At 70.7% G+C, this 19120-nt stretch carries 17 protein-coding genes; 11 read left to right on the forward strand and 6 right to left on the reverse strand.

All coding sequences use genetic code 11. The features are described 5' to 3' along the window. The first annotated feature begins 19 nt into the window (after positions 1 to 19). On the forward strand, positions 20 to 1072 hold the full coding sequence (locus ACFVWW_RS21825; protein ID WP_386879028.1) for an LLM class F420-dependent oxidoreductase: 1053 nt from the start codon (positions 20 to 22) through the stop codon (positions 1070 to 1072). 288 nt (positions 1073 to 1360) lie between these two features. Next, positions 1361 to 2146, forward strand: a complete 786-nt coding sequence (locus tag ACFVWW_RS21830; protein WP_384183038.1) for a ferritin-like domain-containing protein — start codon at positions 1361 to 1363, stop codon at positions 2144 to 2146. A gap of 60 nt (positions 2147 to 2206) precedes the next feature. Here the strand turns inward: ACFVWW_RS21830 and ACFVWW_RS21835 are convergent, their stop codons facing one another. Then, positions 2207 to 3223 (reverse strand): magnesium and cobalt transport protein CorA, encoded by a 1017-nt coding sequence (locus ACFVWW_RS21835; protein WP_384334068.1) that lies wholly within the window; start codon positions 3221 to 3223, stop codon positions 2207 to 2209. A 77-nt stretch (positions 3224 to 3300) separates the two neighbouring features. Here ACFVWW_RS21835 and ACFVWW_RS21840 point away from each other — a divergent pair, with 77 nt between their 5' ends. From ACFVWW_RS21840 to mshC, 4 genes are all read left to right on the forward strand, one after another. Continuing rightward, complete coding sequence (locus tag ACFVWW_RS21840) at positions 3301 to 3987, forward strand: histidine phosphatase family protein (protein WP_386879027.1); 687 nt, start codon at positions 3301 to 3303, stop codon at positions 3985 to 3987. A gap of 108 nt (positions 3988 to 4095) precedes the next feature. Next, positions 4096 to 4686: a DUF3090 domain-containing protein gene (locus ACFVWW_RS21845; RefSeq protein ID WP_384183045.1), complete on the forward strand. Its 591-nt coding sequence runs from the start codon at positions 4096 to 4098 to the stop codon at positions 4684 to 4686. After that, a complete protein-coding gene (locus tag ACFVWW_RS21850; protein WP_384183047.1) occupies positions 4650 to 5477 on the forward strand; it encodes an SCO1664 family protein in 828 nt (275 codons plus the stop codon). The genes ACFVWW_RS21845 and ACFVWW_RS21850 overlap by 37 nt, the downstream gene beginning before the upstream one ends. Before the next feature lie 113 nt (positions 5478 to 5590). After that, positions 5591 to 6820: a cysteine--1-D-myo-inosityl 2-amino-2-deoxy-alpha-D-glucopyranoside ligase gene (gene mshC / locus ACFVWW_RS21855; RefSeq protein ID WP_384183050.1), complete on the forward strand. Its 1230-nt coding sequence runs from the start codon at positions 5591 to 5593 to the stop codon at positions 6818 to 6820. Between the two features lie 276 nt (positions 6821 to 7096). Here mshC and ACFVWW_RS21860 read toward each other — a convergent pair whose 3' ends face one another. Further along, the gene (locus ACFVWW_RS21860; RefSeq protein WP_384190623.1) at positions 7097 to 8119 is read right to left on the reverse strand and encodes a PAC2 family protein; all 1023 of its coding nucleotides are present in this window, start codon (positions 8117 to 8119) and stop codon (positions 7097 to 7099) included. 252 nt (positions 8120 to 8371) lie between these two features. On the opposite strand from ACFVWW_RS21860, the gene ACFVWW_RS21865 reads away from it, so the two are divergent. From ACFVWW_RS21865 to ACFVWW_RS21885, 5 genes are read left to right on the forward strand one after another with little or no spacing between them, the layout of a single operon-like run. Further along, entirely contained in the window at positions 8372 to 9691 is a 1320-nt protein-coding gene (locus tag ACFVWW_RS21865; RefSeq protein WP_384190620.1) for an enolase C-terminal domain-like protein, read from the forward strand. Continuing rightward, complete coding sequence (locus tag ACFVWW_RS21870; protein ID WP_384337774.1) at positions 9688 to 10470, forward strand: SDR family NAD(P)-dependent oxidoreductase; 783 nt, start codon at positions 9688 to 9690, stop codon at positions 10468 to 10470. The genes ACFVWW_RS21865 and ACFVWW_RS21870 overlap by 4 nt, the downstream gene beginning before the upstream one ends. Before the next feature lie 43 nt (positions 10471 to 10513). Next, positions 10514 to 11587 carry a sugar ABC transporter substrate-binding protein gene (locus ACFVWW_RS21875; protein ID WP_384190614.1) on the forward strand — a complete coding sequence of 358 codons (1074 nt, stop codon included), beginning with the start codon at positions 10514 to 10516 and terminating at the stop codon, positions 11585 to 11587. A gap of 11 nt (positions 11588 to 11598) precedes the next feature. Beyond that, positions 11599 to 13131, forward strand: a complete 1533-nt coding sequence (locus tag ACFVWW_RS21880; RefSeq protein WP_384190626.1) for a sugar ABC transporter ATP-binding protein — start codon at positions 11599 to 11601, stop codon at positions 13129 to 13131. After that, positions 13128 to 14156, forward strand: a complete 1029-nt coding sequence (locus ACFVWW_RS21885) for an ABC transporter permease (protein ID WP_384337772.1) — start codon at positions 13128 to 13130, stop codon at positions 14154 to 14156. Before ACFVWW_RS21880 ends, ACFVWW_RS21885 begins: the two co-directional genes overlap by 4 nt. A gap of 99 nt (positions 14157 to 14255) precedes the next feature. On the opposite strand, the gene ACFVWW_RS21890 is transcribed toward ACFVWW_RS21885, so the two are convergent. The 4 genes from ACFVWW_RS21890 to ACFVWW_RS21905 all read right to left on the reverse strand — a co-directional run bounded on the left by ACFVWW_RS21890 (position 14256) and on the right by ACFVWW_RS21905 (position 19091). Further along, positions 14256 to 14927 (reverse strand): FadR/GntR family transcriptional regulator, encoded by a 672-nt coding sequence (locus tag ACFVWW_RS21890; RefSeq protein WP_384190609.1) that lies wholly within the window; start codon positions 14925 to 14927, stop codon positions 14256 to 14258. A 119-nt stretch (positions 14928 to 15046) separates the two neighbouring features. After that, positions 15047 to 16657, reverse strand: a complete 1611-nt coding sequence (locus ACFVWW_RS21895) for an FAD-dependent oxidoreductase (RefSeq protein WP_386879026.1) — start codon at positions 16655 to 16657, stop codon at positions 15047 to 15049. Positions 16658 to 16710: 53 nt separating this feature from the next. After that, positions 16711 to 18261, reverse strand: coding sequence for a glycerol kinase GlpK (gene glpK / locus ACFVWW_RS21900; protein WP_386879025.1), 1551 nt, complete (start codon positions 18259 to 18261; stop codon positions 16711 to 16713). A gap of 38 nt (positions 18262 to 18299) precedes the next feature. Next, positions 18300 to 19091: an MIP/aquaporin family protein gene (locus ACFVWW_RS21905; protein ID WP_386879024.1), complete on the reverse strand. Its 792-nt coding sequence runs from the start codon at positions 19089 to 19091 to the stop codon at positions 18300 to 18302. Between the last annotated feature and the right edge of the window lie 29 nt (positions 19092 to 19120).

The following is a 19120-nucleotide window of genomic DNA, read 5'->3' on the forward strand; positions in this document are numbered from 1 at the left end:
CATCAGTAAGGGAGTGGTTATGCGGCTCGGCATCAACCTCGGCTACTGGGGCGCGGGGATGGACAGCGACAACCTCGCGGTCGCGCAGGAGGCCGACCGGCTCGGCTACGACGTCTGCTGGGCCGCCGAGGCGTACGGCTCCGACGCCCCGACCGTACTGAGCTGGGTCGCCGCGCAGACGGAGAACATCGACGTCGGCTCCGCGATCCTGCAGATCCCGGCGCGCCAGCCCGCGATGACCGCCATGACCGCGGCCACCCTCGACTCCCTCTCCGGCGGCCGGTTCCGCCTCGGCCTCGGTGTCTCGGGCCCGCAGGTCTCCGAGGGCTGGTACGGCGTGAAGTTCGACAAGCCCCTGGCCCGCACCCGGGAGTATGTCGAGATCGTCCGCAGGGCGATGTCCCGTGAGCGGCTGTCGTACGAGGGCGACCACTGGACGCTGCCGCTGCCCGGCGGCCCCGGCAAGCCGCTGAAGCTCACCGTGCACCCGCAGCGCGAGCACATCCCGCTCTACATCGCCGCGATCGGCCCCAAGAACCTGGAGCAGACCGGCGAGATCGCCGACGGCGCGCTGCTGATCTTCCCCTCCGCCGACCACCTGGAGGACACCGCGATCCGGCCGCTGCGGGCGGGCCGCGAGAAGGCCGGTCTGACCATGGACGGCTTCGACGTGTGTCCCACCGTGCCGCTGGCGGTCGGCGACGACGTCCACGCGCTGGCCGATGTCTTCCGTCCCTACACCGCCCTGTACGTGGGCGGCATGGGCAGCCGCAAGCAGAACTTCTACAACCAGCTCGCGCAGCGCATGGGGTACGAGAAGGAGGCCGCCGAGATCCAGGACAAGTACCTCTCCGGCGACAAGGACGGCGCGGCGGCGGCCGTACCGCACGAGCTGATCGACTCGACGACGCTGCTCGGTCCTGTGGAGCGGATCGCCGACCGGATGCAGGCGTACGCCGCCGCCGGCGTCACCACGCTCACCCTCGCCCCGGCGGGATTCACACTCGACGAGCGGATCGCCGCACTGCGCGTCGGCACGGACGCCCTGGAGCGCGCGGGCCTGGTGTCGTAGCGGCCACCCGTGGCCGGTCATGGCTCGCCCTGGCCCGAACGGGCTATGACCGGCGCGCGGACAAGCACGGATGAACGCTGAGAAGTCCGCGGCCGTGGTGGGGGCTCGGGGGGTCTTCCCCGCCACGGCCGTCATGTACTGCAACGCGCCCGGGTGCCGCTTGGTTACGCGCCGGGGACAGCCCTTGGGCGCTCCTTCTTTCGGCTCAGCCGGCCAGCGCACCTGTTGCCTGTTGCCGTCCACCCCATTTGACTCGTTTCTGCGGACGTCTGTATGGAGGTGGCAGTGATGTTCTCGGCCCGAAGCCTGTTTCAGGAAATCCTGGACGACGATCGTTCCTTCCGGCTCTTCTGCTCCATCGCGGCCAGTGGCGAGGCCCAGGGAGGCTGGGAGAACGGCAGGATCGCCGCTCTGGTGCCCGAGAGCATGCGGGGCCTCGCCCCGAAGATCACCCGGCACGGCGCCGACGAGGACAAGCACGGGCGGATCTTCCACGGCCTGCTGAGGAAGCGCGGTCTCGACCCGGTCGAGGTCCCGCCGGAGACCGACTACACCATGCTGCTGGAGCGGCGGGGCATCGGGCTCACCCACGACAAGCTGCGCCGCGACGAGCCGCTGACGGAGCGGGACATCGTCGTCTATCTCGCGCACAGCCGGATCACCGAGCAGCGGGCCGCCGACCAGATGGTGATGCTGGTCAAGTACTTCGGGGGGGATGCCGAGGTCGGCAGGGCCATCAAGATGATCAGCGATGACGAGGACAACCACCTCGCCTACTGCCATGAGGAGCTGCTGCGGCTGGCCGAGGAGGGGCACGGCCGGATGATCCAGCGCACCCTGCGGGAGTGCGCCCTGAGCGAGATCCGGATCTACCGGCAGGTGAGCCTCGCGGTGATGGAGCGGATGGGCCGCCTCCTCGGCTGGCCCGCCCCCAAGGCCGCGCTGCTCGCGGCGGGGATCCATGTCCTGTACGCGTACGAACGGCTCGCCGGCTGGCGCCGGATGGTCACGCTCACGATGCCGGAGCGGCGCGACGCCCTCGGCGGCCCCGCGCCCCCGGCCCCCGCCTTCTAGGCCCCGTTTCCCAGGTGCCGCCTCCCAGGTGTCCCGTCTCCCCGCTCCTGTGACGCGCGCTCAGAGCCAGCCGCGGCGTTTGAATGTGCGGTGCAGGCCGATGACCAGGAGCGCCATCAGGCCGAGCACGGCCGGATACCCCCACACATACGTCAGCTCCGGCATGTGGTCGAAGTTCATGCCGTAGATCCCCGCGATCAGCGTGGGTACGGCGGCCATGGCCGCCCACGCCGAGATCTTCCGCATGTCGTCGTTCTGCCGCACACCCATCTGCGCGAGATGCGCCGACAGGATGTCGGAGAGCAGCCGGTCGAGCCCCTCCACCTGCTCGTTGGCGTGCAGCAGATGGTCGTTGACGTCCCGGAAGAACGGCTGCGAGCGCTCGTGGACGAACGGCACGCCCGCGCCCGCCAGCCGGGCCATGGGCGCCGCCAGCGGCCCGCTGGCGCGGCGGAACTCCAGCACCTGCCGCTTGAAGTTGTAGATCAGCGCCGCGGTCGACGTCGCGGACCGCGAGTGCCCCGAGCCGCCGTCGCTCCCGGCCGGCGCGAAGACCTCCGCCTCCGTCTCCTCCAGGTCGACCTGGAGCTCCCCCGCCACCTCGATGTAGTGATCCACGATCGCGTCGCTGACCGCGTACAGCACCGCGGTGGGGCCGTGCTTGAGGACATCGGGCTCCGCTTCGAGCCGCTGCCGTACCGCGGCGAGCGGAGCGCCCTCGCCGTGCCGGACCGTCACCACGAAGGAATCACCTATGAAGACCATCAGCTCGCCGGTGGTGACGGTGTCGCTCTCCGGCTCGTACTCCACCGGCTTGAGGACCATGAACAGCGAGTCGTCGTAGACCTCCAGCTTCGGCCGCTGATGGGCGGTGAGCGCGTCCTCCACCGCCAGCGGGTGCAGCCCGAACTCGTCGGTCACCAGTCCGAACTCCTTCTCCGTCGGCTCGTGCAGGCCGATCCAGAGGAAGGCGTCCCCTTCCGCGCGCGCCTCGTCCAGGGCATCGGAGAAATCGGCGGGCCCGTCGGTGCGGCGCCCGTCGCGGTAAATAGCACAGTCCACGATCACGGCGGGCATTCTGCCCCCTTCCGGGCCCCGTACGCACCTTCGGACGGCCGCCGCCTCTCGCGCACCGGGCCGTTACGCTGGCGGGCATGGCCACGTTGATCCTCGTACGTCATGGGCGGTCCACCGCCAACACCGCCGGGCTCCTCGCGGGCTGGACACCGGGGGTCGCCCTGGACGAGCGCGGCGCCGAGCAGGCCGCCGCGCTGCCGGGCCGGCTGGCCGGGGTGCCGCTCGCCGCCGTCGTCACCAGCCCGCTGCAGCGCTGCCAGGAGACCCTGCGGCCGCTGCTCGACGCCCGGCCCGGTCTGGAGGCGCACACCGACGAGCGGATCGGGGAGTGCCACTACGGCGACTGGTCGGGCCGCAAGCTCGCCGAACTGGCCGACGAGCCCCTGATGACGGTCGTGCAGCAGCACCCTTCCGCCGCCGCGTTCCCGGGCGGCGAGTCCATGCGCGCGATGCAGGCGCGTGCCGTGGAAGCCGTACGGGAGTGGAACACGCGCGTCGAGGAGGAGTACGGCGAGGACGCTGTCTTTCTCATGTGCTCGCACGGGGACATCATCAAGGCGCTCGTCGCGGACGCCCTAGGGATGCATCTAGATCTCTTTCAGCGGATCCATGTCGACCCGTGTTCGGTGACAGCCGTCCGGTACACACGCCTGCGCCCGTTTCTAGTGCGGCTCGGCGACACGGGCGATCTCGGCGGACTGGCGCCGCGTGAGAGCGCGAGCGGCGGGACCGGTGTCGTAGGGGGCGGCGCGGGAGCACCGTGATCGCTCAGCGCAGTAGGGTGGACGCGCCGTCCGCGCGATCCCGGGGAACCTCCCAGGACTCCCGGCCCGCCCTATTTTGTTTCCGCCGATTCCCAAGGGAGACAGGACGTGTCCCGTCAGGTGTACCTCTACGACCCACCGGACCGCTTCGTGGCCGGTACGGTCGGGCTGCCTGGACGCCGTACGTTCTTCCTGCAGGCTTCCGCCGCAGGGCGCGTCACCAGCGTCGCCCTGGAGAAGACCCAGGTGGCCGCGCTCGCCGAGCGGATCGACGAGCTGCTCGACGAAGTCGTACGCCGTACCGGCGGCAATGCCCCGGTCCCGGCCGTGGCGCCCTCCGACAACGGTGACGCCGCCCCGCTCGACGCCCCCGTGGAGGAGGAGTTCCGGGTCGGCACCATGGCGCTCGCCTGGGACGGTGACGAGCAGCGCATGATCGTCGAGGCGCAGGCGCTCGTCGAGCTGGACGCCGACACGGACGAGGATCTCGCCGAGGCCGAGGAGCGGCTGCTCCAGGACGAGGAGAACGGCCCGCCGATGCTCCGCGTCCGGCTGTCCGGGGCCCAGGCCCGTGCCTTCGCCAAGCGCGCCCTGGACGTGGTCAACGCCGGGCGGCCGCCGTGTCCGCTGTGCAGCCTGCCGCTCGATCCGGAAGGACACGTATGCCCGCGCCAGAACGGATACCGCCGGGGAGCGTGAGCGTCGCCGATCTGCTCGCCAAGGGTGAGCTGACCGTGCGCGGACGGATCCGTCAGGCGTCCAACGCGGTGCTCTACTGCTCCGTCTCGTACGAGGGCCTGGAGGCCCACTGCGTCTACAAGCCCGTCGCGGGGGAGCAGCCCCTGTGGGACTTCCCCGACGGGACGCTCGCCCAGCGCGAGGTGGCCGCCTACGAGATCTCCGAGGCGACCGGCTGGGAGCTGGTGCCGCCGACCGTGCTGCGGGACGGTCCGTACGGCCAGGGCATGTGCCAGCTCTGGATCGAGGCGGAGACCGGCGACGACGCGGCCCAACTGCTGGCGCTCGTCGAGGACGAGGAGCCGGGCGAGGGCTGGAAGGCGGTCGGCTTCGCCGAGGTGGGCGAGGGGCGTACGGCGCTGCTGGTGCACGCCGACGACGAGCGGCTGCGCCGCCTCGCCGTACTCGACGCGGTGATCAACAACGGTGACCGCAAGGGCGGCCATCTGCTGCCGGCGCCCGAGGGGCGGTTGTACGCCATTGATCACGGCGTCACCTTCAATGTGGAGGACAAGCTGCGCACCCTGCTCTGGGGGTGGGCGGGTGAACCCCTCAGCGCCGAGGTGCTGGAGGTGCTGGCCCGCCTGGACGGCGCACTGGCGGAGGGCACGCCGCTCGCCACCCGACTGGCCGAACTGATCACCGCGGCCGAGACCGAGGCCGTACGGGCCAGGGTCCGCGCGCTGCGCGGTACGGGGCGCCATCCTGAGCCCTCCGGCCAGTGGCCCGCCATCCCCTGGCCCCCCGTCTGAGAACCGCTCAAGGAGCGTGAACCAGCTCGCGGCCGGTCGCGCAAGAGGGCCCAACCGGCCAGGACCTCCCCTCCGGTTCGTATCCGGAACATCCATCCGGTTACGCTCATGGCATGCATGCCTGGCCCGCTTCCGAGGTCCCCGCCCTGCCTGGCAAAGGCCGCGACCTCAGGATTCACGACACCTCGACCGATGGCCGAGTCACCCTCGAGCCCGGTCCCGTCGCCCGTATCTACGTCTGCGGCATCACGCCGTACGACGCGACCCATATGGGTCACGCGGCGACCTACAACGCGTTCGACCTCGTTCAGCGCGTGTGGCTCGACACGAAGCGGCAGGTTCACTACGTCCAGAACGTGACCGACGTCGACGATCCGCTGCTGGAGCGGGCGCAGCGCGACGGAGAGGACTGGGTCGGGCTCGCGGAGCGCGAGACGGCGCTCTTCCGGGAGGACATGACCGCGCTGCGGATGCTGCCACCCCGGCACTACATCGGCGCCGTCGAGTCGATACCGGGCATCGTGCCGCTGGTGGAGCGGCTGCGCGAGACCGGCGCCGCGTACGACCTCGAGGGCGACGTCTACTTCTCCGTGGCGGCCGATCCGCACTTCGGCGAGGTCTCCCGCCTCGACGCCGAAGCCATGCGGCTGCTCTCGGCCGAGCGCGGCGGCGACCCCGACCGCCCCGGCAAGAAGAACCCGCTCGACCCGATCCTCTGGCTGGCCGCCCGTCCGGGCGAGCCGAGCTGGGACGGCGGCACCCTCGGCCGCGGCCGGCCCGGCTGGCACATCGAGTGTGTCGCCATCGCCCTCGACCATCTGGGCATGGGCTTCGACGTCCAGGGCGGCGGCAGCGATCTGGCCTTCCCGCACCACGAGATGGGCGCCTCGCACGCCCAGGCGCTGACCGGTGAGCATCCGTTCGCCCGGGCCTATGTGCACGCCGGCATGGTCGCCCTGGACGGCGAGAAGATGTCCAAGTCCAAGGGCAATCTGGTCTTCGTGTCCGCGCTGCGCCGCGACGGCGTGGACCCGGCGGCGATCCGTCTCGCGCTGCTCGCGCACCACTACCGCTCCGACTGGGAGTGGACGGACCAGGTGCTCCAGGACGCCGTGGAGCGGCTGGCGCGCTGGCGGGCCGCGGTGTCGCGGCCCGACGGTCCTTCGGCCGACGCGCTCGTGGAGGAGATCCGCGAGGCGCTGTCGGACGATCTGGACGCCCCGGCGGCCCTCGCGGCCGTCGACCGCTGGGCGGCTCTGCAGGACTCCACGGGCGGTACGGACGAGGGGGCGCCGGGCGTGGCGTCGCGCGCGGTCGACGCGCTCCTCGGCGTCGCCCTGTAGCGGCCCCGGCGGCCCGTCAGCGATCCCGGCGGCCCGGCCGGCCGCGGAGTCTGCGGCCCGGCCGGTCACGGACCCACATGTCCGTGACCGGCCGGGCCGCACTCCGTGCTCCGGCCGAACATCGCGCGGCCGCGGGCGGTGTGAGGGAGTGTGAGCGCCGGTGTGCCGTGGGCCGGCGCCGGACACGACGACCCGCGTCGGCCGGACGGACCGCCCGAGCGCGGAAGCGGGGCGGCGCCCGATGGCGTCGCCCCGCTTCCCTTCCGGTCTTCCGGGTCAGTCCTCGGATGAATCTTCCTCGTCGCCCGGGTCGGGGCCTGGACCCTGCTCGGGGTCCGTACCCGCCTCGGGGCCGCGCGGCGGCCGCTGGGGTCTGCCGCGGCCGCCCGAGGCGTCGCGCAGATACGACGGTCCGTCACCGCTCTCCGTGGCATGGCCCCCCGGCGGCTGGCCGGGACCGCCGTCGCGCCGGCGCAGATACCGCTCGAACTCCCGGGCGATGGCCTCGCCGGACGCCTCCGGAAGCTCGGCGGTGTCCCGCGCCTCCTCCAGCGACTGGACGTACTCCGCCACCTCGCTGTCCTCGGCGGCCAGTTGGTCGACCCCCAGCTGCCAGGCCCGCGCGTCCTCCGCCAGCTCACCCAGCGGGATCCGCAGACCGATGAGGTCCTCCAGGCGGTTGAGGAGCGCCAGCGTCGCCTTCGGGTTGGGCGGCTGCGACACATAGTGCGGTACGGCGGCCCACAGGCTCACCGCCGGTACGCCGGCGTGTGTGCACGCCTCCTGGAGGACGCCGACGATGCCGGTCGGCCCCTCGTACCGGGTCTCCTCCAGGTCCATCGTCCTGGCCAGGTCCGCGTCCGAGGTGATCCCGCTGACCGGCACCGGCCGGGTGTGCGGGGTGTCACCGAGCAGCGCGCCCAGGATGACCACCATCTCCACGCCCAGCTCATGGGCGAAGCCCAGGATCTCGTTGCAGAACGAGCGCCAGCGCATGGACGGCTCGATACCGCGGACCAGCACCAGGTCACGGGGCTTCTCCCCGCCGACCCGCACCACGGAGAGCCGGGTGGTCGGCCAGGTGATCTTCCGCGTGCCGCCGTCCAGCCACACCGTGGGCCGGTTGACCTGGAAGTCGTAGTAGTCCTCGGCGTCGAGCGCCGCGAACACCTCGCCCTTCCACTCCCGGTCCAGGTGCGCCACCGCGGTGGAGGCTGCGTCGCCCGCGTCGTTCCAGCCCTCGAACGCGGCCACCATGACCGGGTCGATCAGCTCGGGAACCCCCTCGAGCTCGATCACCCAGTGCCTCCTTCCGAAGTTCCCTTTCGTACGCACCAACCTTACGGCTTTCCCGGTGCCCGCCCGCAGTCGCGTGCCCGCCCGGGTGAACTTCGCCGTAGTGGGGCATAGGTCCGAGAACTGATCCATCTGGAAGCAGATTCATCCGAGCTGTGACCTTGAATTTCGTCTCGGCCCTGGACGATCCGGCGTCAACGGCGCTATACATCGGATGACCGGAAGAGGTCCGATGTTCTTCACAGGGGGGCGTGCATGAGTCAGACCGTCACGGGGTTCGAGGTTCACGACATCCGTTTTCCCACCTCGGAACAGCTCGACGGCTCCGACGCCATGAACCCGGATCCCGACTACTCGGCCGCCTATGTCGTCCTGCGTACCGAGGACGGCGCCGAGGGCCACGGCTTCTGCTTCACCATCGGCCGCGGCAACGAGGTCACCGCCGCCGCCATCGAGGCACTGCGCCCCTATGTCGTCGGGCGCCCGGCCCCGCGCACCGCGGCCGATCTCGCCGCGCTCCACATCGAGCTGACCCACGACTCGCAGCTGCGCTGGCTCGGCCCGGAGAAGGGCGTGATGCACATGGCGGCGGGCGCCGTCATCAACGCCGCCTGGGACCTGGCCGCCAAGAGCGCGTCCCAGCCGGTCTGGGAGTTCCTCGCCGCGATGACACCCGAGGAACTCGTCTCGCTGGTCGACTTCCGCTATCTGACCGACGCCCTCACCCCGGACGAGGCGCTGGCCATCCTGCGCGCCGCACAGCCGGGCCGGGCCGAGCGCGCCGCCCGGCTGCGGGCCGAGGGCTATCCCGCGTACACCACCTCACCCGGCTGGCTCGGCTACGACGACACCAAGCTGGTCACGCTCGCCGAGCAGGCGGTCGCCGACGGTTTCCGGCAGATCAAGCTCAAGGTCGGCGGCGATCTCCACGACGACGTACGGCGGATGAAGCTGGCGCGCGCCGCCGTCGGCCCCGGCATCCGGATCGCCGTCGACGCCAACCAGCGCTGGGACGTGGCCGACGCGCTGCGCTGGATGTCCGCCCTCGCCCCGTACGAACCGCACTGGATCGAGGAGCCGACCAGCCCCGACGACATCCTCGGCCATGCCGCCATCCGGGCCGGCCAGCCGGTCAAGGTGGCCACCGGCGAGCATGTCGCCAACCGGGTCGTCTTCAAGCAGCTGCTCCAGGCCGAAGCCGTCGACTTCGTCCAGATCGACGCGGCCCGGGTGGCCGGCGTCAACGAGAATCTGGCGATCCTGCTGCTCGCGGCCAAGTTCGGCGTGCCCGTCTGCCCGCACGCCGGCGGCGTCGGACTCTGCGAACTCGTCCAGCATCTCTCGATGTTCGACTACGTCGCCGTCTCCGGCAGCTGGGAGGACCGGGTCATCGAGTACGTCGACCACCTCCACGAACACTTCGCCGACCCCGTGGTGATCGACTCCGGACGGTACGTCACCCCGAGCGCGCCGGGCTTCTCCGCCCGGATGCTCCCCGAGTCGATCGCCGAACACAGCTATCCGGACGGGCCCGTCTGGCAGGCCCGCCGCACCACCGAGGAGACCGGCGCATGACGGCACCACAGGTACGGGACTTCGAGGGGCTCGGCGCCCTGGTGACCGGAGGCGCCTCGGGCATCGGCGCGGCCATCGCGACCCTGCTGCTGGAGCGGGGCGCCCGGGTCGCCGTACTGGACCGGGAGACCGCGGGAGCACCCGCCGGGACGCTGGCGCTCACGGCCGACGTCACCGACGACGCGGCGGTACGGGCGGCGGTGGACGCGGCGGCCGCCGAGTTCGGCGGGCTGCACACGGTCGTCTCCAACGCGGGCGTCGGCGCCATCGGCACCGTGCTGGACAACCCCGACGAGGAGTGGCGGCGAGTTCTCGACATCAATGTCCTCGGCATGGTCCGCACCGCCCGCCACGCCCTGCCCCATCTGCGCCGCTCCGCCGCCGACCGGCCGGGCTGTGTCTCGATCACCCAGACCTGTTCCATCGCCGCCACCGCCGGGCTGCCGCAGCGCGCCCTGTACAGCGCGAGCAAGGGCGCGATCCTGTCGCTGACCCTGGCGATGGCCGCCGACCATGTCCGCGAGGGCATCCGCGTCAACTGCGTCAACCCCGGTACCGCCGACACCCCCTGGGTCGGCCGCCTGCTCGACCAGGCCCAGGACCCGGCGGCCGAACGGGCCGCGCTCGAAGCCCGCCAGCCCACGGGACGGCTGGTCGGCGCCGGCGAGGTCGCCGCGGCCGTCGCCTATCTCGCAAGCCCCGCCGCGGCCGCCGTCACGGGAACGGCGCTCGCGGTCGACGGCGGAATGCAGGGACTGCGCCTGCGCCCCGCCACCTGAGAGCACGCTGAGCCGACACTCACCTTTGAAGGACGGGACATCCATGCCGCGACAGACCGTGGGGCGCCCCCCACTCCGCCGACTCCGTACGACGAGCGCCTCGGCCTGTGCCGTGCTGCTGGCCGTCACGGCCCTGGCGGGCTGCAACCGTGAACAGGAGAGCGGGGCCGCGGGCGGCGGCAAGGTCGGTATCGACCTGCCGCGCAGCGACAGCGACTTCTGGAACTCGTACCAGCAGTACGTCGAGAAGGGCGTCAAGGCCGGTGAGGTCGACGCGCTCTCACTGACCAACTCGCAGAACGACATCGGAAAGCTCGTCTCCAATGTCCAGGTCTTCACCGACCAGGGCGCCAAGGCCGTCATCATGGCCCCGCAGGACACCGGGGCGATAGCCGAGACGCTCCAGACGCTGAGCGAGAAGAAGATCCCCGTCATCAGCGTGGACACCCGGCCCGACAAGGGCGACGTCTACATGGTCGTACGGGCCGACAACCGCGCGTACGGCGAGAAGGCCTGCCAGTACCTGGGCGAGCAGCTCAAGGGCAAGGGCAAGGTCGTCGAGTTCCAGGGCGACCTCTCCTCCATCAACGGCCGTGACCGCTCCGAGGCGTTCAAGTCCTGCATGGAGCAGAAGTTCCCCGGCATCAGGGTCTTCGAGCTGGCCACCGACTGGAAGGGTGACGTGGCGTCGGCCAAGCTCCAGTCCACGCTCGCCGCGCACCCCGACATCAACGGCATCTACATGCAGGCGGGCGGCGTCTTCCTGCAGCCGACGCTGGCGCTGCTGGAGCAGAAGAAGCTGCTCAAGGCGCCCGGCACCCCGGGGCACATCACGATCATCTCCAACGACGGCATCCCCGAGGAACTGGACGCCATCCGGGAGGGGAAGATCGACGCCACCGTCTCCCAGCCGGCCGACCTGTACGCCAAGTACGCCCTGTACTGGGCCAAGAAGGCGCTGGCAGGCGAGACCCCCAAGGCCGGTCCGACCGACCACGAGTCCACGATCATCAAGATCCCGAACGGCTTCGAGGACCAGCTCCCCGCGCCCCTGGTGACCAAGGACAACGTGGACGACCCGAAGCTGTGGGCAAACCAGCTGGAGAAGAAGAGCTAGCCATGGAGCCCATGCAGCAGGAGGCGCCGGCCGCGGTCCACGCGGAAGGCATCGTCAAGCGCTTCGGTCCCACCGTGGCGCTCGACGGTGTCCGGCTCACTGTGCGGCCCGGCGAGTCCCACGCGCTCGTCGGGCGCAACGGCGCAGGTAAGTCCACCCTGGTCAGCGTCCTCACCGGGCTGCACAGGCCGGACGCGGGCCAGGTCAGCTTCGGCGGCGTGCCCGCGCCCGGCTTCGGGGACACCGCGGCCTGGCAGTCCAAGGTCGCCTGCGTCTACCAGAAGTCGATGGTCGTCCCCGATCTGACCGTCGCCGAGAATCTGTTCCTCAACAACTACGGCCTGGACAGCTCGGGTCCTGGCAGCCGCTTCATCAGCTGGCGGGGGCTGCGGCAGCGCGCGCGGGATCTGCTCGCGGGGTACGGAGTCGATGTCGACCCGAACGCCCGCGCGAAGGATCTCCCGGTCGAGCAGCGGCAGTTCGTGGAGATCGCGCGGGCGCTGTCCTTCGGCGCCCGGCTCATCATCCTGGACGAGCCCACAGCGCAGCTCGACGCGCGCGGTATCCAGCGGCTCTTCGACAAGCTGCGGGAGCTCCAGAGCCAGGGAGTGGCGTTCCTCTTCATCTCCCACCATCTCCAGGAAGTGTACGAACTGTGCACCGCCGTCACCGTCTACCGCGACGCCCGCCATGTGCTGACCGCCCCGGTCGCCGAGCTGTCCAAGGCGGATCTGGTGACGGCGATGACCGGGGAGTCCGCGGGCACGGCCGCCGCCTGGCACGCCGCGCGCGCGGAGCCGGTGGACGCCGGGACCGAGCCCGTGCTGCGGACCGAAGGGCTCGCCCTCGACGGGGAGTTCGAGCCGCTCGATCTCGCGGTACGGCCGGGTGAGGTGCTCGGCCTCGCGGGCGCCGCGGCCAGCGGCAACACCGCGCTGGGCGAGACCCTGGCCGGGATGCGCGCGGCGACCTCGGGGCGGATCACCGTACAGGGCAGGACGGTGAAGCCCGGCAGTGTCCCGCACGCGCTGGACGCCGGGATCGGCTACATCCCCGAGGACCGGCACCGCCAGGGGCTCGTCCTGGACCGCAGCGTCGCCGAGAACGCCACGCTCACGGTCACCGACCAGCTCGGCCCGTGGGGGACCGTACTGCCCTCCCGTACCCGGGAGTTCGCACGGTCCATGATCGAATCGCTGGACATCAAGACCCAGGGCCCGGAGCAGCCGGTCTCCGGTCTGTCCGGCGGCAATCAGCAGAAGGTCGTCGTCGCCCGCGCCCTGGCGCGCCGGCCCAGCGCGCTGGTGGCGCTGCGGCCCACCGCGGGTGTCGACGTCAAATCGAAGGACTCGCTGCTCGGCGTGGTGCGCAGGGTGGCGGACGAGGGCAGCGCGGCCGTGATCATCTCGGACGAGCTGGACGATCTGCGGGTGTGTGACCGTGTCCTCGCGCTGTTCCACGGGCGCGTGGTGGCTTCGTTCGGGAGTGGGTGGACCGACCGGGAACTGGTCGCCGCCATGGAAGGTGTGGGGGAGCGGGAATGACCGAGACCATACGTCCGCCGGTGGCCGAGGGGACCGGAAGCGCGAGCCCGCGCGGCCGGCTCCGGCTGATCCGGTGGAGCGACTTCTCGCTGGTGCCGGTGATCCTGGTGCTGATGGTGATCGGCTTCATCGTCTCGCCGGTCTTCCTCACCTCCAACAACCTGATCAGCGTCGTCCAGCAGTCCTCCGAGCTGAGCCTGCTCGTCCTCGGCCAGGCGCTGATCCTGATCTGCGGCCGGATGGACCTGTCGCTGGAGTCGACGATCGGGATCGCGCCGGTCGTCGCCATGTGGCTGGTGCTGCCGGCTGAGGGCGGCCGCTTCGCCGGACTCGACCTGCTGCCGGTCTGGCTGGCGATCCCCGCCTGCCTGCTGGTCGGTGTGGTGATCGGGGTGGTCAACGGCTTCCTGATGCTCAAACTGCGGGTCAACGGCTTCATCGCCACCCTCGGCATGCTCACCATGCTCCGCGGTCTCCACATCGGTATCACCGAGGGCAAGTCGATCACCGATGTGCCGGAGTCCTTCCGGTACCTGGGCAAGACCGACTGGCTGGGCGCCCCGGCCGCCGTATGGATCTGCCTGGCGCTGTTCGCCCTCGGCGGCGCGGCCCTCGCCTGGCTGCGGCACGGACGGTCGCTGTACGCCATCGGCGGCAACCCGGAGGCGGCCCGCGCCGCCGGTATCCGGGTGGACCGGATCACCTGGATCGTGCTGGCCGTCGGCGGGCTGCTCGCGGCCTTCGCCGGCATCCTCTACACCGGCCACTACGGTTCGGTCGCGGCCACCCAGGGCAATGGCTGGATCTTCCAGGTCTTCGCCGCCGCCGTCATCGGCGGTATCAGCCTCAAGGGCGGGCGCGGCACGCTCTTCGGGGCGCTGACGGGTGTGCTGACCCTTCAGCTGGTGGTGAATGTGATGACCCTCGGCGGCGTACCCGCGCTCTGGAACCAGTTCCTCAACGGCGCGATCATCATCGTCGCGCTGGTCATCTCGCGCTTCGCGAGCGGCGAGAAGCAGGACTGACCGCGCGCGGCGGGACCGGGACCGTCGGCCCACGGAGCGTGCGAGCTCCGTGGGCCGATCCGTGCCGGAGAGCCGGGCCGATCCGTGCCGGCGAGCCGGTCAGAGGGTCGATCTCAGCCACATCTCCACGCTCGCGATATGGACGGTCGCCCAGGACCTGGCCGCCTCGGCGTCCCGGTCGCGCAGCGCCGCGAGGATCGCCCGGTGCTCGTGGAGCGTACGGCTGACGGCGTCCTCCTGGGTCAGCCCACGCCAGACCCGGGCCCGGGTGGTGGGCCCCGAGAGCCCGTCCAGGAGCGAGCAGAGCACCGAGTTGCCCGAGGACTGCACGATCCCCCGGTGGAACTCCAGATCGGACGCGACCAGCTGCTCCACCGAGGGCTGCGGTCCGAGCGCGTCCAACTGCGCGTCCAGCGCGTCGAGTTGGGACTCGGTTATCCGGGAGCTCGCCATCGCTGTGGCGGCCGGTTCCAGGATGCGGCGTACCGCGAGGAACTCCAGCACGGTGTCGTCCCGGTGGAAGTCCACGACAAAGCTCAGCGCCTCCAGCAGCAGCTGGGGGTCGAGGCTCGTGACATACGTGCCGTCGCCCTGCCGTACGTCGAGAATGCGGATGAGCGACAGGGCGCGCACCGCCTCCCGCAGTGAGTTGCGGGACAGTCCCAGCTCGGCGGCGAGCTCGCTCTCCTTCGGGAGACGGTCGCCCGGGCGCAGCGCGCCGGAGACGATCATTCCCTTGATCTTCTCGATGGCCTCGTCAGTGACAGCCACGGGCGACCTCCAGACATCCGATGTATCGGCCCCCATTATGCGTCCAGGAAGGCCGAAGAGGGGCGCTCCCAGGAAGGAAGCGCCCCTCGGCTCGCACAGATGTGCCGTCGGCCGTGCGGTCAGGCCCGCTTGCCCAGCAGATCCTTGACCTGGGAGCGGATCTCGTCCGTGGCCAGGCCGCGGATCGTCAGGGTCGTACGGCGGCGCAGTACGTCGTCCACCGTCTCGGCCCACTCGTGATCACGGGCGTAGACGACCTGGGCCCAGATCTCCGGGGCGTCCGGATGGATCCGCCGGCCCAGCTCGGGATACTCGTTGGCCAGCCGCACGATGTCGAAGGCCAGCGAGCCGTAGTGCGTGGCCAGATGGCGGGCGGTGTCCGGCGCCATGGACGGGCCGGTCCCGCCGCCGTCGATCAGCAGCCGGTGGGCGACCGCGTTCGGGTTGGAGATCCCCGGCAGCGGGAGCTTCTTCGGCAGATCCGCGATCGGCTCCATATGGTCGGCGAGCGGGTGTCCCGGCAGGGCCGCGAGCTTGTTCATCACCGTACGGCCGATGTGGCGGAAGGTCGTCCACTTGCCGCCGGCCACCGACAGCATGCCGCCGCTGCCCTCGGTCACGACCGTCTCGCGCTTGGCCTTGGAGGTGTCGCCGGGGCCGCCGGGCAGCACCCGCAGCCCGGCGAAGGAGTAGGTGATCAGATCGCGGGACAGCTGCTGGTCACGGACGGAGAGCGAGGCCTCGTCCAGGATCTGGGTGATGTCCCGCTCGGTGACCGCGACGTCCCCGGGGTCACCCTCGTACTCCTCGTCGGTCGTACCGAGCAGCAGCATGTCCTCCCAGGGGAGGGCGAAAGTGATGCGGAACTTGTCGATGGGCGTCGCGAGCGCGGCCTTCCAGGGGGCGGTGCGCTTGAGGACCAGGTGCGCGCCCTTGGACAGGCGGATGGAGGGAGCCGCGGCCGGGTCCTCCATCGTCCGCAGACGATCGACCCAGGGCCCGGTGGCGTTGAGGACCAGCCGCGCGCCGACGCCGAACTCCGTACCGTCCATACGGTCCCGCAGCTCGGCGCCCGTCACCCGGCCGCCTGTGAAGCGCAGCCCGGTGACCTCGGCGTGGTTGAGTACGGTGGCGCCCGACTCGACGGCCGCGCGGACCGTCATCAGCGCCATCCGCGCGTCGTTCATCTGGTCGTCGCCGTACACGGCCACGGCCTTCAGCCGGTCCGTACGCAGCTCGGGCACGGCCCGCCGGGCCCGCGCCGGGCTGATGACATGGCCGACGCCGTCACCGAACGCGGAGAGCGCGGAGTACGCGAACACGCCCGCGCCGAGCTTGGCCGCGCCGTGCGGTCCGCCCTTGTAGACCGGCAGATAGAAGGTGAGCGGATTGGCCAGGTGCGGCGCCACCTGCGTGGACACCGCACGCCGCTCGAAGTGGTTCTCCGCCACCAGCTTCACGGCGCCGGTCTGCAGGTAGCGCAGACCGCCGTGGAGCAGCTTGGAGGAGGCGGAGGAGGTGGCGCCGGCGAAGTCGCCGCCGTCCACCAGAGCCACCCGCAGTCCCGACTGGGAGGCATGCCAGGCGACGGAGATGCCCAGAATGCCGCCGCCTATCACCAGGAGGTCGTACGTCGCCCTGGACAGCTGTTCCCGGGTCTCGGCGCGGCTCGGCAGGGATCCGCCGGCCGGGTGCGTCCCCAGTGCGGGGCCGCTCTGCAGGGTGCTCATTCTCGCTCCTCTTCAGCCCTCGCCGGCTCTTCGGCCGGCCGGCTGTCGCTGGGTCAGCTGTCGGGGTCGTCGAGCCAGCCCATGGTCCGCTCGACGGCCTTCAGCCAGTTCTTGTACTCGCGGTCGCGGGTCGCCGCGTCCATCCGGGGCGTCCACTCGGCGGCCCGGCGCCAGTTGGCGCGCAGCGCGTCGGTGTCCGGCCAGAAGCCCACCGCCAGACCTGCGGCGTAGGCGGCGCCGAGGCAGGTGGTCTCGGCGACCATCGGGCGCACCACCGGTGCGTCGAGGACGTCGGAGAGCGACTGCATCAGCAGGTTGTTGGCGGTCATTCCGCCGTCGACCTTGAGCGCGGTCAGCTCGACGCCGGAGTCCTTGGTCATGGCGTCACTGATCTCGCGGGTCTGCCAGGCCGTCGCCTCCAGCACCGCGCGGGCGATGTGCGCCTTGGTGACATAGCCGGTCAGGCCGGCGATCACGCCACGGGCGTCGGGGCGCCAGTGCGGTGCGAAGAGACCGGAGAAGGCGGGCACGAAGTACGCGCCGCCGTTGTCCTCGACCGAGGACGCCAGGGTCTCGATCTCGGCCGCCGTATTGATCAGGCCCATCTGATCGCGCATCCACTGCACCAGGGAGCCGGTGACCGCGATGGCGCCCTCCAGGGCGTACACCGCCTCCTGGTCGCCGATGCGGTAGCCGACGGTCGTCAGCAGGCCGTTGTAGGAGTTGACGGGCTTGTGCGCGGTGTTCATCAGCATGAAGGTGCCGGTGCCGTACGTCGACTTGGCCTCGCCCTCGGCGAAACAGGTCTGGCCGAACAGCGCGGCCTGCTGGTCGCCGAGCGCCGAGGCGACCGGGATCCCGTCCAGGACGCCGCCCTTGGCGGTGCCGTACACCTCGGCCGAGGAGCGGATCTCCGGCAGGATCGCGGCCGGTACCTTCATCGACGTGAGGATCTTCGGATCCCACTGGAGGTTGTGCAGGTTCATCAGCATCGTGCGGGAGGCGTTGGTGACGTCCGTGACGTGCACACCGCCGTCGGTGCCGCCGGTCAGATTCCAGATGACCCAGGAATCCATGGTGCCGAAGAGGATGTCGCCGCGCTCGGCGCGCTCGCGCAGCCCTTCGACGTTGTCCAGCAGCCAGCGTGCCTTCGGGCCCGCGAAGTAGCTCGCGAGCGGCAGACCCGTCTCGCGGCGGAAGCGGTCCTGGCCGACGTTGCGGCCGAGCTCCCGGCAGAGCGCGTCGGTGCGGGTGTCCTGCCAGACGATGGCGTTGTGGACGGGCTCGCCGGTGTTCTTGTCCCAGAGCAGGGTCGTCTCGCGCTGGTTGGTGATGCCGATCGCCTTGACGTCGGCGGAGGTGATGCCCGCCTTATGGATGGCGCGTTCCACGACTTCCTGGACGTTGGTCCAGATCTCGTTGGCGTTGTGCTCCACCCAGCCCGGCTTCGGGAAGATCTGCTCGTGTTCCTTCTGGTCGACCGCGACGATGCGGCCGTCCCGGTCGAAGACGATGCAGCGGCTGGAGGTGGTGCCCTGGTCGATGGCGGCGATGAACGGTCCCGTCCCGTGGGAGGAGGTGCCGGTGGTGGTTGCGTCGCTCATGGTGTCTGCTCCTGCTCGGTGCGGAGGGAAAGGGCCTCTTACGCGAATACCCAGTTGTAGTAACCGCCGGCCAGCGCGGCGCCGATCAGCGGTGCGACGACCGGTATCCAGGCGTAGCTCCAGTCGGAGCCGCCCTTGTTGGGCAGCGGCAGGAGCGCGTGCACGATGCGCGGGCCCAGGTCACGGGCCGGGTTGATGGCGTACCCGGTGGGGCCGCCCAGCGAGAGACCGATGGCCACCACGACGAACGAGGTGATCAGGACGCCGAGCACGCCGAGGCCGTTGCCCTCGTTGTTCAGGCCCTGGGTGAGGATCGCGATGACCAGGACGAACGTGCCGATGACCTCCGTGAACACGTTCTGCAGCGGGTTACGGATCTCGGGGCCCGTGGAGAAGATGCCCAGGACCGGGCCCGCCTTGGGGGACGCCTTCTGGTCGACGAGTCCCTCGACGGCCGGCTGCGCCGCCAGGACCTCCGGGTCGGTCAGATGGGCCTTGAACTGGCCCAGGTAGGCCACCCAGACCAGGAAGGCGCCGATCATCGCGCCGAGCAGCTGAGAGCCGACATAGAGCGGGACGTCGCCCCACTTGACGCCGCCTTCGATGGCGAGGCCGACCGTGAGCGCGGGGTTGAGCAGGGCGCCGGAGACGCCGGCCGACAGATACGCGCCGACCATGACGGCGAAGCCCCAGCCGAAGCTGATGGCGAGCCAGCCCGCGTTCTGCGCCTTGGAGCGCTTGAGGACCACTCCGGCGACCACGCCGCCGCCGAGCAGGATCAGCAGGGCCGTACCCGTGACCTCACCTATGAAGATGTCGAAGTTGGACACCCGAGACTCCTTCGTCCAGGGAAAGGCAA

It is taken from the genome of Streptomyces sp. NPDC058198, from assembly GCF_042882605.1.
Classification (GTDB): Bacteria; Actinomycetota; Actinomycetes; order Streptomycetales; family Streptomycetaceae; genus Streptomyces.